The sequence below is a fragment of the Cellulomonas fengjieae genome, from assembly GCF_018388465.1.
GTDB lineage: Bacteria > Actinomycetota > Actinomycetes > Actinomycetales > Cellulomonadaceae > Cellulomonas > Cellulomonas fengjieae.
Genome location: NZ_CP074404.1, coordinates 1,467,694 through 1,482,843, shown reverse-complemented (window position 1 = coordinate 1,482,843; position 15,150 = coordinate 1,467,694). Strand labels below are relative to the sequence as shown.

At 74.4% G+C, this 15,150-nt stretch carries 10 protein-coding genes; 4 read left to right on the top strand and 6 right to left on the bottom strand.

The window, feature by feature from the left end:
* Window positions 1–59 precede the first annotated feature (59 nt).
* Window positions 60–4,934 (top strand): ATP-dependent helicase, encoded by a 4,875-nt coding sequence (locus tag KG102_RS06835; RefSeq protein WP_208289157.1) that lies wholly within the window; start codon window positions 60–62, stop codon window positions 4,932–4,934.
* Window positions 4,935–4,940: 6 nt separating this feature from the next.
* Window positions 4,941–5,720: an Fpg/Nei family DNA glycosylase gene (locus tag KG102_RS06830; RefSeq protein ID WP_208289158.1), complete on the top strand. Its 780-nt coding sequence runs from the start codon at window positions 4,941–4,943 to the stop codon at window positions 5,718–5,720.
* 167 nt (window positions 5,721–5,887) lie between these two features.
* Here KG102_RS06830 and KG102_RS06825 read toward each other — a convergent pair whose 3' ends face one another.
* The 3 genes from KG102_RS06825 to pgsA form a co-directional block, all read right to left on the bottom strand.
* A complete protein-coding gene (locus KG102_RS06825) occupies window positions 5,888–6,229 on the bottom strand; it encodes a helix-turn-helix domain-containing protein (protein WP_208213862.1) in 342 nt (113 codons plus the stop codon).
* A gap of 236 nt (window positions 6,230–6,465) precedes the next feature.
* Window positions 6,466–6,972 carry a CinA family protein gene (locus tag KG102_RS06820; protein ID WP_208213863.1) on the bottom strand — a complete coding sequence of 169 codons (507 nt, stop codon included), beginning with the start codon at window positions 6,970–6,972 and terminating at the stop codon, window positions 6,466–6,468.
* Window position 6,973: 1 nt separating this feature from the next.
* Complete coding sequence (gene pgsA, locus KG102_RS06815) at window positions 6,974–7,564, bottom strand: CDP-diacylglycerol--glycerol-3-phosphate 3-phosphatidyltransferase (RefSeq protein ID WP_208213864.1); 591 nt, start codon at window positions 7,562–7,564, stop codon at window positions 6,974–6,976.
* Between the two features lie 58 nt (window positions 7,565–7,622).
* Here pgsA and KG102_RS06810 point away from each other — a divergent pair, with 58 nt between their 5' ends.
* Entirely contained in the window at window positions 7,623–8,930 is a 1,308-nt protein-coding gene (locus KG102_RS06810; protein WP_208289159.1) for a CapA family protein, read from the top strand.
* Between the two features lie 236 nt (window positions 8,931–9,166).
* Here KG102_RS06810 and KG102_RS06805 read toward each other — a convergent pair whose 3' ends face one another.
* The 3 genes from KG102_RS06805 to KG102_RS06795 all read right to left on the bottom strand — a co-directional run bounded on the left by KG102_RS06805 (window position 9,167) and on the right by KG102_RS06795 (window position 14,488).
* Window positions 9,167–11,332, bottom strand: a complete 2,166-nt coding sequence (locus KG102_RS06805) for a putative bifunctional diguanylate cyclase/phosphodiesterase (protein WP_249667502.1) — start codon at window positions 11,330–11,332, stop codon at window positions 9,167–9,169.
* A 29-nt stretch (window positions 11,333–11,361) separates the two neighbouring features.
* Window positions 11,362–14,013 (bottom strand): FtsK/SpoIIIE family DNA translocase, encoded by a 2,652-nt coding sequence (locus KG102_RS06800; protein WP_208289161.1) that lies wholly within the window; start codon window positions 14,011–14,013, stop codon window positions 11,362–11,364.
* A 64-nt stretch (window positions 14,014–14,077) separates the two neighbouring features.
* The gene (locus KG102_RS06795) at window positions 14,078–14,488 is read right to left on the bottom strand and encodes a hypothetical protein (RefSeq protein WP_208213868.1); all 411 of its coding nucleotides are present in this window, start codon (window positions 14,486–14,488) and stop codon (window positions 14,078–14,080) included.
* 73 nt (window positions 14,489–14,561) lie between these two features.
* Between KG102_RS06795 and KG102_RS06790 the strand changes: the two genes are divergently transcribed.
* On the top strand, window positions 14,562–15,140 hold the full coding sequence (locus tag KG102_RS06790) for a TetR/AcrR family transcriptional regulator (RefSeq protein WP_208289162.1): 579 nt from the start codon (window positions 14,562–14,564) through the stop codon (window positions 15,138–15,140).
* Window positions 15,141–15,150: the final 10 nt, after the last annotated feature.

The following is a 15,150-nucleotide window of genomic DNA, read 5'->3' as shown; positions in this document are numbered from 1 at the left end:
GTCACAGCCTGCCACCCGCGGAGCGCGCCGGTGTCGGCGGGGACCGACACAATGGCCCGGTGGTGCTCAACCGCTTCTCCGACCCGACCAGGACCTGGTTCACGGGGGCGTTCGCCGAGCCCACCGCCGCGCAGGAGGGCGCCTGGACCGCGGTGTCCGGCGGCGACCACGCGCTCGTCGTCGCGCCCACGGGCTCGGGCAAGACGCTGGCCGCGTTCCTGTGGGCGCTCGACGGCCTGCTGACCGGTCCACGGCCGGACGACCCGGTCGAGCGCTGCCGCGTCCTGTACGTGTCGCCGCTGAAGGCGCTGGCCACGGACGTCGAGCGCAACCTCCGCTCGCCGCTGGTCGGCATCCGGCAGGCCGCGACCCGGCTCGGCCTGGACCTGCCCGACGTCGCGGTCGGCATCCGCACGGGCGACACGCCGCCCAACGAGCGCCGGGCGTTCGCCACCAAGCCGCCGGACATCCTCATCACCACGCCCGAGTCGCTCTACCTGGTCCTCACCTCGGGCGCCCGAGCCGGGCTGGCGGGCGTGCGCACCGTGATCATCGACGAGATCCACGCGGTGGCCGGGACCAAGCGCGGAGCCCACCTCGCCATGTCGCTCGAGCGCCTCGACGCCCTGCTCGACCACCCCGGCGGACCGGGACCGGCGCAGCGGATCGGGCTGTCGGCGACCGTCCGCCCGGTCGACGCCGTCGCCGAGTTCCTCGGCGGTGCACGCACGCGGGAGGACCGCGGCCGCGCCGTCACGGTCGTCCAGCCGCCGTCGACCAAGCAGATCGTGGTCGACGTCGTCGTGCCGGTACCCGACCTGTCCGACCTGCGCGGCACGGAGGTCACGCCGGACGATCTCGACCTGTCCGGCGCGGCTGCCGCCCCGCTGCCGCGGCCGTCGATCTGGCCGCACGTGGAGGAGCGCGTGGTCGACCTCGTGGCCGAGCACCGCTCCACCCTCGTCTTCACCAACTCCCGGCGGGGCGCGGAGCGGCTCACCGCGCGGATGAACGAGGTCTGGGCGGAGCGCTCGGGGCAGGACGTGCCCGACCCGGCGACGTTGCGCGCAGCCGCGGTCCCGGCGCAGTCGGGCACGGCCGTCGGCATCGACACGCGGCACGCCGCCACCATCCTGGCGCGTGCGCACCACGGCTCGATGAGCCGTGCGGAGCGGACCCGCACCGAGTCGGAGCTCAAGGCGGGGCTGCTGCCCGCCGTGGTCGCCACCAGCTCGCTGGAGCTCGGGATCGACATGGGCGCCATCGACCTCGTGGTCCAGGTCGGGTCGCCGCCCTCGGTCGCCAGCGGGCTGCAGCGCGTCGGCCGGGCGGGTCACCAGGTGGGAGCCGTGTCCCGCGGGATCGTGTTCCCCACCTTCCGCGGTGAGCTCGTCCCCGCGGCGGTCACGGCGCAGCGCATGCGGGAGGGGTCGCTGGAGGCCATGCGGATCCCCCGCAACCCCCTCGACGTGCTCGCCCAGCAGATCGTGGCCATGGTGGCCGTCGAGGACTGGTCGCTCGACGAGCTGGCGGTGGTCGTCCGGCGGGCGTCCCCGTTCTCGGGGCTGGGCGACGCGACCCTGCGCGCCGTGCTGGACATGCTCGCCGGGCGGTACCCGAGCGAGGAGTTCGCCGAGCTGCGGCCCCGCATCGTCTGGGACCGGGTCGGCGACGTGCTGAGCGGCCGCCCGGGCGCGCTGCGGCTCGCGGTCACCAGCGGCGGCACGATCCCCGACCGGGGACTGTTCGGGGTCTTCCTGGCCGGCAGCGCCACCACGAGCGACGTCCCGGTCGACGCGGAGCGCTCGGGTGGCACCGTCCGGGGTGGCAAGCGCGTCGGCGAGCTCGACGAGGAGATGGTCTACGAGTCGCGGGTCGGCGACATGTTCACCCTGGGCTCCAGCACGTGGCGCATCGACGACATCACCCCCGACCGCGTGCTGGTCACCCCGGCGCCTGGAGTCCCTGGCCGTCTGCCGTTCTGGAAGGGCGACTCCCCCGGCCGGCCGGCCGAGCTGGGTCAGGCGATGGGCGCGTGGGTGCGCGAGCTGGCCGCGCTGTCCGACCTGGACGCACGCGCGCGGGTCGAGGGCGCCGGGCTGGACCCGTGGGCGGCCGACAACCTGCTCACCTACCTGCGGGAGCAGCGCGAGGCCACGGGTGAGCTGCCCACGGACACCGTCCTGGTGGTCGAGCGGTTCCGCGACGAGCTCGGCGACTGGCGCGTGGTGCTGCACTCCCCGTACGGCGCCCGCGTGCACGCGCCGTGGGCGATCGTGATCGGCGCGCGGCTGCGCGAGCGGTACGGGGTGGACGCCGCGACCATGCACTCCGACGACGGGATCGTGCTCCGGCTGCCGGACATGCTCGACGCCGCCGACGGGTCGGTCCCCGCGGACCCCTGGGCGGACTCGACCGGTCCGGCGCTCGACCTCGCGGACCTGCTGCTCGACCCGGACGAGGTCCTCGACGCGGTCAAGACCGAGCTCGGCTCGTCGGCCATGTTCGGCGCACGCTTCCGCGAAGCGGCGAGCCGCGCGCTGCTGCTGCCCCGCCGGCGTCCGGACCGCCGCCAGCCCCTCTGGCAGCAGCGCCAGCGCTCGGCGCAGCTGCTCGCGGTGGCGTCCGAGTACCCCGACTTCCCGATCCTGCTCGAGGCCGTGCGCGAGTGCCTCCAGGACGACTTCGACACCGAGGCGCTCACCACGCTCATGCGGGACGTCGTGGCGCGGCGCGTCCGGGTGGTCGAGGTGACCACCACCCAGCCGTCGCCCTTCGCGCAGTCGCTGCTGTTCGGCTACACCGCGCAGTTCCTCTACGACGGTGACGCCCCGCTGGCGGAGCGTCGCGCGGCCGCACTCACGCTCGACCCGACCCTGCTCGCCGAGCTGCTCGGCCAGGGGGGCGAGTCGCAGCTGGCCGATCTCCTGGACCCGGACGCCGTGCTGCGGACCGAGGCGGAGCTCAGCGGGCGCGCACCCGACCGGCAGGCGGGCACGCTCGAGCAGCTTGCCGACGCCGTCCGGCGGCAGGGTCCCCTGCCCGCGTCCGAGCTCGCCGAGCGGACGAAGCCCGAGGTGCGGGACCAGGTCCCGGCGTGGTTGACGGAGCTCGAGGCCGCCCGTCGCGTGATCCGGGTCCGGCTCGGGGGCGTCCCCGCGGAGCGCACCGAGCAGTGGGCGGCGATCGAGGACGCCGGTCGGCTGCGGGACGCGCTGGGCGTCGCCCTGCCGGTGGGGGTACCCGAGGTGTTCACCGAGGTGGTACCCGATCCCGTGGGAGATCTGCTGCGTCGCCATGCGCGCACGCACGGCCCGTTCACTGCGGCGCAGGCCGCCGCGCGGTTCGGCTTCGGCGTCGCCGTCGTGTCGGAGACGCTGCGCAGGCTGGAGGGCCGAGGCGTCCTCGTCCAGGGCCGCCTGCGGCCGGACGTGCTCGGCGGGACCGGCGACGAGTTCTGCGACGCCGACGTGCTGCGCACGCTGCGGCGCCGGTCGCTCGCCGCGCTGCGCGCCGAGGTCGAGCCCGTCGACCCGCAGGCCCTCGGTGTCTTCCTGCCACGCTGGCAGGGCGTCCAGCCGGTCGGCTCGACGCGACGCGCCTCCGCCACCGGGGCACTGCACGGCGTCGACGGTGTCGCCCGCGTGGTCGAGCAGCTGGCGGGCGCCGTCGTGCCAGCGTCGGCCCTCGAGACCCACGTGCTGCCGGCCCGCATCACGGACTACCAGCCCTCGATGCTCGACGAGCTCACCGCCGCAGGTGAGGTGGTCTGGGCCGGGCACGGCGCCCTCGCCGGGCACGACGGTCTGGTCTCGCTGCATCCCGCCGCGGTGGCCGACCTCACGCTGCGAGCCGCCGACGCCGCACCCGAGACCCCCCTGCACGACGCCCTGCTCGAGGCGCTCGGCGGCGGGGGCGCCTGGTTCCTCGGGGCGCTCGCCGACCGGGTCCGCCAGCTGCTCCCCGACGACGACGCGCCGAGCCAGGCCGACGTCGCCGCTGCGGTGTGGGACCTCGTCTGGACCGGCCACGTGACCAACGACGGGCTCGCGCCGCTGCGGGCGTGGCTCGGCACCGGGAGCACGGCCCACCGGACGCGCGCCGCCCCGCCGCGCGGACGCCCCCTGCGCCCCCGGCTCGGCCTGCGCGCCGCCGTGCAGCTCGCTGCGGACCCGGGCACACGCTCGACGGCTCCGGGGCTGGGGCGCGACGCAGCAGCGAGCGGTGGCCGCTGGTCGCTGCTGCCCGCGCGCGAGCCGGATCCGACCCTGCGCGCGCACGCCCTGGCCGCCCAGCTGCTCGACCGGCACGGGATCCTCACCCGCGCGGTGGCCCCCGCGGAGGGCATCGGCTCGCGGTTCACGGACGTGTACCGCGTCCTGAGTGCCCTGGAGCAGGGCGGCCAGGTCCGACGCGGCTACTTCGTGGAGCGTCTCGGCGGCTCGCAGTTCGCGCTGCCGGGCGCGGTCGACCGGCTGCGCGTCGACGCGCAGGTGGTCGAGCGCTCGGCCGACGAGGACGGGCCGACGGACCTGCAGGTGGTGGTCCTGGCCGCGACCGACCCCGCGAACCCGTACGGGGCCTCGCTGCCCTGGCCGGTCGCGGGGCCGGACCCGGCCGACGCCGCGGGGCGCCATCGGCCCGGCCGCAAGGCGGGTGCCCTCGTGGTGCTCGTGGACGGTGCGCTCACGCTCTACCTGGAGCGCGGCGGCCGGACGGTGCTGACCTTCACGGTCGACGACGCGGTGCTGCGGGCGGCGGCGGACGGGCTGGCGCAGACGGCGCGGACCCGGCACACCGGTCGCCTGACGATCGCGCGGGTCGACGGCGTCGAGGTCCTCGCCGGTGCCCTGCACGGACCACTCGGCAAGGCGCTGGTGTCCGCCGGGTTCGCGGCGACCCCGCGGGGCCTTCGCCTGCACGGTCGGCCGTGAGCGCGCGTGCCTGAGGGCGACGTCCTGCGCCGCACCGCCGACCGGTTCGAGCGGGCGTTCGGTGGACGGGTCCTGGTTCGGTCGGACCTGCGCTGGCCCACCGCCGCGACCGTCGACCTGGTCGGTCGCACGGTGCTCGGGACGCGCTCGTACGGCAAGCACCTCCTGACCCGCTTCGACGACGGCCGGACCCTGCACACGCACCTACGGATGGAGGGCTACTGGCGGATCGCCCGCACCGGTTCGCCGGAGGCTGCCGCGCGGTCCCCGCAGGTCAGGGCGGTGCTCGCGACCGCGGAGTGGACGGCGGTCGGGTACCACCTCGGCATGCTCGACGTGGTCCGCACCCGCGACGAGCCCACCGTCATCGGCCATCTCGGCCCTGATCTGCTGGCCGAGACGGTCGACCTGGACGAGGCCCTGCGCCGGTGGGCGGGACGCGGCTCGACGCCGCTCGCGGAGGTGCTGCTCGACCAGACCGTCACCGCCGGGATCGGCACGATCTACGCCGCCGAGTCCCTGTTCGCGCAACGGCTGTGGCCGTGGACGCCCGCCGACGAGCTCGCCGACCCACGTCAGCTCCTCGCCGTGGCACGCAGCCAGCTGCAGCGCGCGGTCGCCGAGGGCAGGCCGCCCGGCCACGTCCACGGCAGGCTCCGCCGGCCGTGCCACCGGTGCGGGACGCCGATCGCGGTGGGTCAGGCGCGCAGGCCGCCCATGGAGCGCCCGATCTTCTACTGCCCGCGGTGCCAGGCCGCACCGACCGTGCCGCCGGACGGCAGCTGACGGCGGGAGCGAGCTGTCCGGACATGGCAACGGTCCGCGGACGACAGTCCACGGACCGTGCAGAGGACGACCGGGCATCGCTGCCTCGCGTCGCGGGCGCACCAGGCGCACCCGCCGATCGGACGGGACACCCGTCCGATCATTCGAGGGCGGCGCTCACCACCCGATCAGCTGATGGCGGCGAGCTCCGAGCGCGACCGCGCCCATCCGAAGTCGGTGGCACCGGCCACCGACGCCGCAAGGTCCGCGGGGACGGTGTCGGGGATCGACAGACCCTCGGCAACCGCGACGCGGTCACTGACCTCGCGCAGCACCAGCGACATGGGGACATCGAGCGCCTCGCAGATGCTGTTCAACAGCTCCGACGACGCCTCCTTCTGGCCCCGCTCGACCTCGCTGAGGTAACCCAGCGAGACACGGGCCGCCGACGACACCTCACGCAGGGTGCGCCCCTGGCGCTGTCGCGCGTCCCGCAGCACATCGCCGATCTCTCGGCGGAGTACAACCATTCGGGCTCCCCCTCTCGCGTCGCGTGCCACTTCCACTCCCGGGGCCGAGGTCCTGCTTCGACCCGAGTCCCCGGGACCCTGTGCAGCAGAAACCGTCGCTGCAGAACCCGGCTGTGCTTTCGCCGGGAGGATTCCACCGTACCTTGCACCGCCGACACGCGAAGGCAGACGTCGTGCCGGGGGTCGAGTGCTCATCACGGTGTGTGCAACGACGTGATGTCCCGCAGTGTTCCCGCTCAGGACGGCGACCGACCACCGATCGACGCAGATTCACCCCGGTCGCGCACGATCTCCACCCCCAGGGACAGCACGGCGTCCACGGCCTGTGCCCGTACACGTGCTCGGTCGCCGGCCAGCCGCAGTGAACGCACGTGCGTGCCGTCGGGCGTGCAGACGGCGACGTACACGGTCCCGGGCGGCCGGCCGTCCTGCGGTCCGGGTCCGGCCACGCCCGTCGTGGCGAGGCCGACGTCGGCACCCAGCCGGTGCCGGACGCCGGTCGCCATGGCCGCGACGACGTCGGGATCGACTGCCCCTCGGACGTCGAGCAGCGTCCGGTCCACGTCGAGCAGGGCGCCCTTCAGGTCGGTCGCGTACGCGACGACCGCGCCGCGCAGCACGCGGGACGCCCCGGGGACGTCGACCAGCGCGGCGCAGACCAACCCACCGGTCAGGGACTCGGCGACGGCGAGCGACCAGCGCCGAGCGGCGAGGGAGGCGAGCAGGTCCGAGGCGAGCGGCACGTCACTGCCCAGCGGTACCGGGTTGGCTCACCGCGCGGCGGATGGCCAGACCGGCGCGCGCGTAGTCCAGCCCGGTCACCACCGTCACCACGACGGCGGCGGCCATGACGACCGCGGCGACGACCTCGACGAACTGCGGCAGCACGTCCAGAGGCAGGAGGTAGAGGCCGATCGCCACCGACTGCAGCACCGTCTTCAGCTTGCCGCCGCGCGAGGCCGGCAGGACGACGTAGCGCAGCAGGACGAACCGCATCGCGGTGATGCCGAGCTCGCGCACGAGGATGACGGCGGTGATCCACCACGACAGGTCGCCGAGCCACGACAGCAGGACCAGGGCCGAGCCGATCAGGACCTTGTCCGCGATCGGGTCCAGGAGCTTGCCCAGGTCCGTCACCTGTCCGGACCGTCGCGCGAGCCACCCGTCGAGGCGGTCCGTCGCCGCGGCCACCACGAAGAGCGACGTCGCGACCAGCCGGCCGGTCGTGGTGTGCCCGCCGTCGGCGAGGAGAGCCCACGCGAAGAACGGCACCAGCGCGATGCGCAGCACCGTGAGCAGGTTCGCCAGGTTCCAGGCGGAGGGCACGGCTTCCATCACCCGGACAGCCTAGAGGTGCGCCATAGGTGCCTCGTCCAACCCATAGGGTCCGCGTGTGACCCGACACGCCCGCGCCGGACGACGATCCCCCGTCGTCGTCGGCCTCGCGATCCTCGTGCTGCTCGTCGTGAGCCTCGGTGCCGTGTCGGCGGCCCTGCGCTCCTGGGGTGAGGGCGTCACGGCCGCACCGGTGGCCACCCCGTCGAGCGCGACCACACCGAGGGCGACGCCGACCCCCACGCCGACGCCCGACCCGGACGTCGCCTTCTCGATCGTCGCCACCGGCGACGTGCTGCCGCACCTGCCCGTGCTCTCGAGCGCCCGGGTCGCGGGCGGCGGCTACGACTTCGCGCCGGTGCTCGGTCCCCTGGACCCCTGGATCGAGGGCGCGGACCTCGCGCTGTGCCACCTCGAGGTGCCCGTCACGCCGCCCGGGACGTCACCCAGCGGCTACCCCCTGTTCGGCACTCCGCCCGCGATCGCCACCTCCCTGAAGGCGCAGGGCTGGGACGGCTGCTCGACGGCGTCCAACCACTCCGTCGACCGGGGCTTCGCCGGCGTGACGGCGACGCTGGACGCGCTCGACGCCGCCGGGCTGGGCCACGTCGGTACGGCACGCAGCATGCTGGAGCAGTCGCAGCCGCAGCTCTACACGCTCGAGCGCGCCGGCAGGACGATCACCGTGGCGCACGTCGCCGCGACCTACGGCACCAACGGGATGCCGGTGGACGCGGACAAGCCGTGGTCGGTGGACCTCGTGGACGTGGCCGCGATGGTGGCGCAGGCCACCGCCGCGCGCGCGACCGGTGCCGACCTCGTGGTGGCCAGCGTCCACTGCTGCGTCGAGTACCGGACGGAGCCGACCTCCGAGCAGGTGGCGATCAGTCAGGCGCTCGCCGACTCGGGGGTCATCGACCTGGTGATCGGCCACCACGCCCACGTCCCGCAACCCGTCGCACGCCTGACCGGCGGCCCCCGCGGTGAGGGGATGTGGGTCGCCTACGGGCTGGGCAACTACGTCTCGAACCAGGACGGAGCCTGCTGCGCGCAGAACACGGACTCGGGGCTCCTGCTCACCGCGCACGTCGAGGCGGCGGGCGCGTTCCCCGCCCAGGGCCGGCCCGCCGGACCGCCGCGCGTGACGGGCGTCGAGTGGACCGCGATCACCGTGGACCGACTCAGCGGGCACCAGGTGCGCGCCCTCGTCGACATCAGGGCCGGCACCGCGACGCTGAGCCCCGCCCAGGTGGCGGACCGCACGGCCCGGGTGGCTGCTGCGGCCGGTACCCAGGCGCCCGAGCGCACGGCCCCGCTCAGCCCCACCGGCCCGCCGCCCGTCGTCGTCGCCCGCGTCAGCGGCTGAGCCCACCGCGCCGACCCCGGGACGGCGCCAGCGGGCGCCGCCCGCTGCCCGGCCGCGTCGACGCGGCCGGTGCGCGGGAGCCCGGTGACGTGCCGGCCGGGCGGCCGACGGGTGCGCCGGCCGGGACGCCGGGGGCACACGGCACGGTCGCCCACCGGCGTTGTCCTCGCAGCCGACGCTCGACCGCCGGCTGGCCGAGGACGACACCGGCGACCGGGGTCGAGTGAGTCCCCGCGTCAGCGCGTGATGCCGCCGGGCTGGGCGCTGCCGTACAGCCAGCCCTGCCCGTAGCGCCACCCGTTGCGCTGCAGGAACTCCGCCTGTTCCTCCTGCTCGATGCCCTCGGCGATGGTCACCATCGCGAGCTCGCGCGCCAGCGCACCGAGCGCCCGAGCGACCTTGCCGGCCGTGGGGTCCTCGGGGATGCCGGATGTGAAGGACATGTCGAGCTTGACCCCGGCCACGGGCAGGTCGCGCAGGTACGACAGCGGCGACACCCCGGTGCCGAAGTCGTCGAGCAGGATCGGGACGCCCGCCGCGGACAGCTGCGTCAGCTCGTGGCGGATCCGGGTCCCGGACGCCACCAGCGACGACTCCGTCAGCTCGACCACGATGCGGCCCGCGCTGAGGCGGTGCCGGGAGATCTCGGCCAGGAGGGTCGTCGCGAACTCCCCGTCACCGAGCTGGTCGGCCGAGACGTTCACGGACACCCACCGCGTCCGGTCCGGCATGGTCGCGACGAACTCGACGACACGCCGTGCGACCAGCTGGCCCAGGGCGACGGACAGGCCGGCCTCCTGGACGAGGGACAGGAACGCCCCCGGCAGCAGGAGCCCGCGGCGGGGGTGCTCCCACCGCACCAGCGCCTCGTAGCCCACCACCCGGGCGTCCGACAGGTCCACGATCGGCTGGTAGTGGACCACGAGCTGGTCCGTGGCGAGGGCGGCCGCGAGCTCGCGGTGCAGGTCGGACGCCGAGCCCATCGCCATGGACCCGTCGTAGACCTCCGTGCGGCCGCGGCCGGCGCTCTTGGCCCGGTAGAGCGCCGCGTCGGCGGCGGCCAGCAGGCCGGGAGCGCCGCCGTCGATCGAGTCGGGGTCGGCCACGGCGATGCCGACGCTGGCCGCGACGACGAGCCGGCGCCTGGCCACCCGGACCGGCTCGTGCAGGCCCGCGTGGATGGCGGCGGCGACCTCGAACACGGCTCGCGGGCCGTCGACGTCCTGGACGACCACCACGAACTCGTCACCGCCGAGCCGCGCGACGGTCCCCCGGCGCGCGGTCGCGGCGCGCAGCACACCGGCGACGTGCACCAGGACCTCGTCGCCCGCGGCGTGCCCGTAGCGGTCGTTGATCTCCTTGAACCCGTCGAGGTCGCAGGCCAGCACCGCCACCCGCGCCTCCGCCCCGGGCTGCTCGAGCGCGGACTGGAGGACCTCCTGCAGCAGCGTGCGGTTGGCCAGGCCGGTCAACGGGTCGTGCATGGCGCGGTGGGTGAGCATCTCGGCCTGCAGGCGCGACTCCGTGGAGTCGCGGACCTGCACGACGAAGTGGTCGGGTGCACCCGTCGGGGTGCGCACCAGGGCGGCGTCGAGCGCGACCCAGACCTCGTGGCCGTCGGCACGCTGGTACCGCTTCTCCATCGAGAACCTGTGCTGGCCGCCCCCGAGCAGGCGGTCGACCTCGAGCCGTTCGGCGGGCCGTCCTTCCGGCGTGCTCAGGTCCTCCATCCGGTAGCCCCGAAGGGCGCCGACGCTCGTGCCGAGCAGCTCGGCGAACGCGGCGTTCGCCTCGACGATCCGCCATTCCAGGTCCACCAGGGCCATGCCGATGGGTGCGTTCTCCATCGCCACGCGGAACTGCATCTCGCTGCGGGTCAGGGCCGCCTCGGTCTCTCGACGCCCCGTGACGTCCACGAGCGTCGTCAGCACCGCGTCGGCGTCACCGTCGCCGGCCGGGACCAGCTGGCTCGACACCTGGACCATGCGCGCGTGGGCGGCGTCCATGCCGGGCAGGACGACACCCACCAGCTCGGAGTCGATCGCCCGCCCGGCGGGGGCGATGCCCGACCGTCGGCCCAGGACCGCGGCCGGGTTCATGGCCAGGCCCATCTCGTTGACCACGGAGACCGGCAGGTCACCGACCGCACGACCGACCGAGGCCGGGCCGTCGATCCCCAGGATCTGGGCCGCGCGGTCCGAGATGTCCAGCACGCGTCCGGACAGCGACTGGACGAGCACCCCCTCGGTGGTCACGGCCTGCAGGGCGTCGTACCGGTTGCGCAGCTCCCGCGACAGCGCCAGCGCCTCGCTCGCCCGGCGCACCTGCGCGCGCTGGGTCCCGAGCAGGACGAGGACGGCGATCAGGGCGACGATCGCCACCACGGCGATCAGAGTGCTCACTGCTCCCACGGGCCCGGAGGTGACGGCGCTCACGAACCCCCGCCGGACCAGCGGCCGGCGTCGTCCTCCTCCGCGCCGTCGAAGTAGTCCGTCGCCACGGGCGGGTCACCGGGCAGGGCGCCGTCCGTGGACGCGTACCTGTCCTCCTCGTCCGGAGCGCCCCGCAGCATCGCGAGCGTGCCGGGCAGGTCGTCGGCCTGGACGAGGACCTCGCGCGCCTTGGACCCCTCGGAGGGCCCGACGATCTCGCGGGACTCGAGCAGGTCCATGAGCCGACCGGCCTTGGCGAAGCCGACGCGCAGCTTGCGCTGCAGCATCGACGTCGAACCGAACTGGGTGGTGACCACGAGCTCGGCGGCCTGCAGCAGCAGGTCGAGGTCGTCGCCGATGTCCTCGTCCACCTGCTTCTTGACCGGGGCCGCCGCGACGTCCTGGCGGTACACCGGCTTGAGCTGCTTCTTGACGTGCTCGACGACCGCGTGGATCTCCGACTCGGAGACCCAGGCGCCCTGGGTGCGCATCGGCTTGGCCGCCCCCATGGGCAGGAACAGCGCGTCACCCTGGCCGATGAGCTTCTCCGCGCCGGGCTGGTCGAGGACCACCCGCGAGTCGGTCAGCGAGCTCGTCGCGAACGCGAGCCGGGACGGCACGTTGGCCTTGATCAGGCCCGTGACGACGTCGACGCTCGGCCGCTGGGTGGCCAGCACGAGGTGGATGCCCGCGGCGCGCGCCAGCTGCGTGATGCGCTGGATGGACGCCTCGACGTCACGCGGCGCGACCATCATCAGGTCCGCGAGCTCGTCCACGACCACCAGCAGGTACGGGTACGTGGAGATCTTGCGCTCCGACCCGGGCAGCGGCTTGACCTTGCCCGCTCGCACGGCGGTGTTGAAGTCGTCGATGTGCTTGAACCCGAAGTTCGCCAGGTCGTCGTAGCGCGCCTCCATCTCGCGCACCACCCACTCGAGTGCCTCGGCGGCCTTCTTGGGGTTCGTGATGATCGGCGTGATCAGGTGCGGGATGCCTTCGTAGAGCGTGAGCTCGACGCGTTTGGGGTCGACGAGCACCATGCGGACCTCGTCGGGCGTCGCGCGCATGAGGATCGACACGATCATCGAGTTCACGAAGCTGGACTTACCCGCACCGGTCGCGCCGGCCACGAGCAGGTGGGGCATCTTGGCCAGGTTGGCGACGACGTACCCGCCCTCGACGTCCTTGCCGACGCCGATCACCATCGGGTGCTCGGTGCGCTTGGCCGCGCTGGAGCGCAGGACGTCGCCGAGCGAGACCGTCTCGCGGTCGGTGTTCGGGATCTCGATGCCGATCGCCGACTTGCCGGGGATGGGCGACAGGATCCGCACGTCCGCGCTCGCCACCGCGTACGCGATGTTCTTGCTGAGCGCCGTGACGCGCTCCACCTTGACGGCCTGGCCCAGCTCGACCTCGTACCGGGTGACCGTCGGGCCGCGGGTGAACCCGGTCACCTGGGCGTCGATCTCGAACGCGTCGAGGACGGACGTCAGGGACTCGACGACGCGGTCGTTCGCGGCGGAGCGCACCTTGTGCGGCGGCCCCTTGGACAGTGAGTCCTCGGAGGGCAGCGTGTAGAGCACGTCCCCGCTGAGCATGGGCTGCTCGCCACGGGGCACGGGCGTCGGGGCGGGAGCGACGAGGGGCGGCTTGGTGGTGACGACCGTGGTCGGCTCCGTGGCGGCTGCGGCCTCCCGCAGGGCCTTCGCGTCGGCCTCCGCCTCGGCAGCCGCGACGATCGCCGCCCGGGTGAACGCCTCGTCGCCGTCGTACTCCTCGAGCCGGGTGTCGTCCGGCTCGTCCACGTCGACGGCACGCTTGCGCCGGCGGCCGAGCAGGCCGCGCTTGGCAGGCGGGGCCTCGATCTCCGGGAGCGCCGTGTGGCCGGCGCGGATGACCAGCGGGGCGTCGTCCTCGACGGGCTCCTCGGGCTCGCGGTGGTTGCCGGTGAGCCTGTCGTAGAGGCCCTTCAGCCGCGGGACCACCTGGTGCACAGGCGTCGCCGTGACGACGAGGACACCGAAGAACGCGAGCAGGACCAGCAGCGCGATCGCCACGCCGCCGGTCAGGAGGCTGGCGAGCGGCGTGCCGACGAGGAAGCCCACCATCCCGCCCGCGGCCCGCAGCGCCGCGATGTCGTCCGTGCCGGGCAGCCCCGCGCCGATCTGGACGAGGCCGCAGGCGGCGAGCGTGATCGCGCTCAGCCCGATGACGATGCGTCCGTTCGCCTCGACGCGCTCCGGGTGGCGCATCAGCCGTACCGCGAGCCCGAGCAGGACCAGCGGGACCGCGACGCCGACCTTCCCGAACGTCCCGGCGACGACGTTGTGCACCACGGTCCCGGCCGTACCGGACAGGTCCCACCACTCGCGCGCCGCGATGACGATCGCGAGCGCGAGCAGCGTGAACGCCAGGCCGTCCCGACGGTGCGCGGGGTCCAGGTCGCGCGCTCCCTTGCCCACCCGCCGGGCCGTGCCGCCGACGACGTGGGCCGAACCCATGAAGATGCCCTTGACGATGCGGATCGGCAGGGCGGGCCTGGGCGGCGGCACGGGCTTGCGCGCCTGCGGGCGTGAGGCGGGCCGACCGGACGCGCGCGACGTCGCCGGCGCACCGGAACGGGTGCGTGGTGTGGACGTGCGAGTCGCCATGGTCCTCAAAGTAGTCGGCGGACACGCACATCCCGTACCGGCGGCCCGCGTGTCGGCGCTGCGTTCACCCCCGGAGCAGGCCCACTCCCAGCGTCGTCACACCCGCGGCCAGCAGCACGGCACCGACGCCGAGCAGCACCACTGCCCGGTTCGGCTCCTGCCGGCCTCGTCCCATGGCCGAGAAGAAGAACCCGGCCGGCATGACGATCGCGGCGACGAGCACCCCGGTCTGCGCCAGCCACCGCCAGAATCCGGACAGGGTGGTCGCCTCGCCCAGGAGGAGGCAGACCAGCCCGAGGGTCACGAGCACCCCCGCGTGCGCGTGACCCGCCCGGAAGAACCGGCGCTGGAAGTCCGTGACCTGCTCCCGCCCCGTCACGATGCGGAGCATGAACGCGCCCCCGGACTCGATCGCGACGACGGACAGGGCCACGATGCCGGCGGTCACCCGGGCGGCTTCGGTCAGCTCGAGCATGTTTCCTCCTGAGATTCAGAACTTCGTTATAGAACACCGTTTGCAAACCCGTCAAGGGTCATAGACTCGGCGGATGGCCCGTCCACGCGTGCACGACGACTCCCTCGCCGCCCGCCTCCTCGAGGAGGCCTCGGCCGTCGTCGCCACCACGGGCTCGACCGGGCTCACCGTGCGCGACCTGGCCGCGCGGGCGGGGACGTCCGCGTCGGCGGTCTACTCCCTGTTCGGCAGTCGGGAGGAGCTGCTGCGCGCCGTCGGGGACGAGGCCTTCGCGCGGTTCGCCCGGCGCCTCGCCGCCGTGCCCCGCACCGACGACCCCGCCGCGGACCTGCTGGGGCTCGGCCTGGCCTACCGGGAGAACGCCCTGGCCGCGCCGAACTTCTACCGGGTCATGTTCGGCACGCCCGGTGTCGGCATCCAGGACGGGACGCGCGGTCCCGCCACCGCGAGCGCGACGTTCCTGGTGCTGCGCGACGCCGTCATGCGGGTGCTCGACGCTCCCGCCCCGGCCGCCGCGGAACCCGCCCTCGCCCTGTGGGCTCTCGTGCACGGCCTGGTCGAGCTCGAGCTCGACGGCGTGCTGCCCGACGGGGCCGAGGGGCGGTACACCCGGACGCTGCGCGCGGCCGGGCCGGCGATCCTCGCCGGCTGACCTGTTGCCT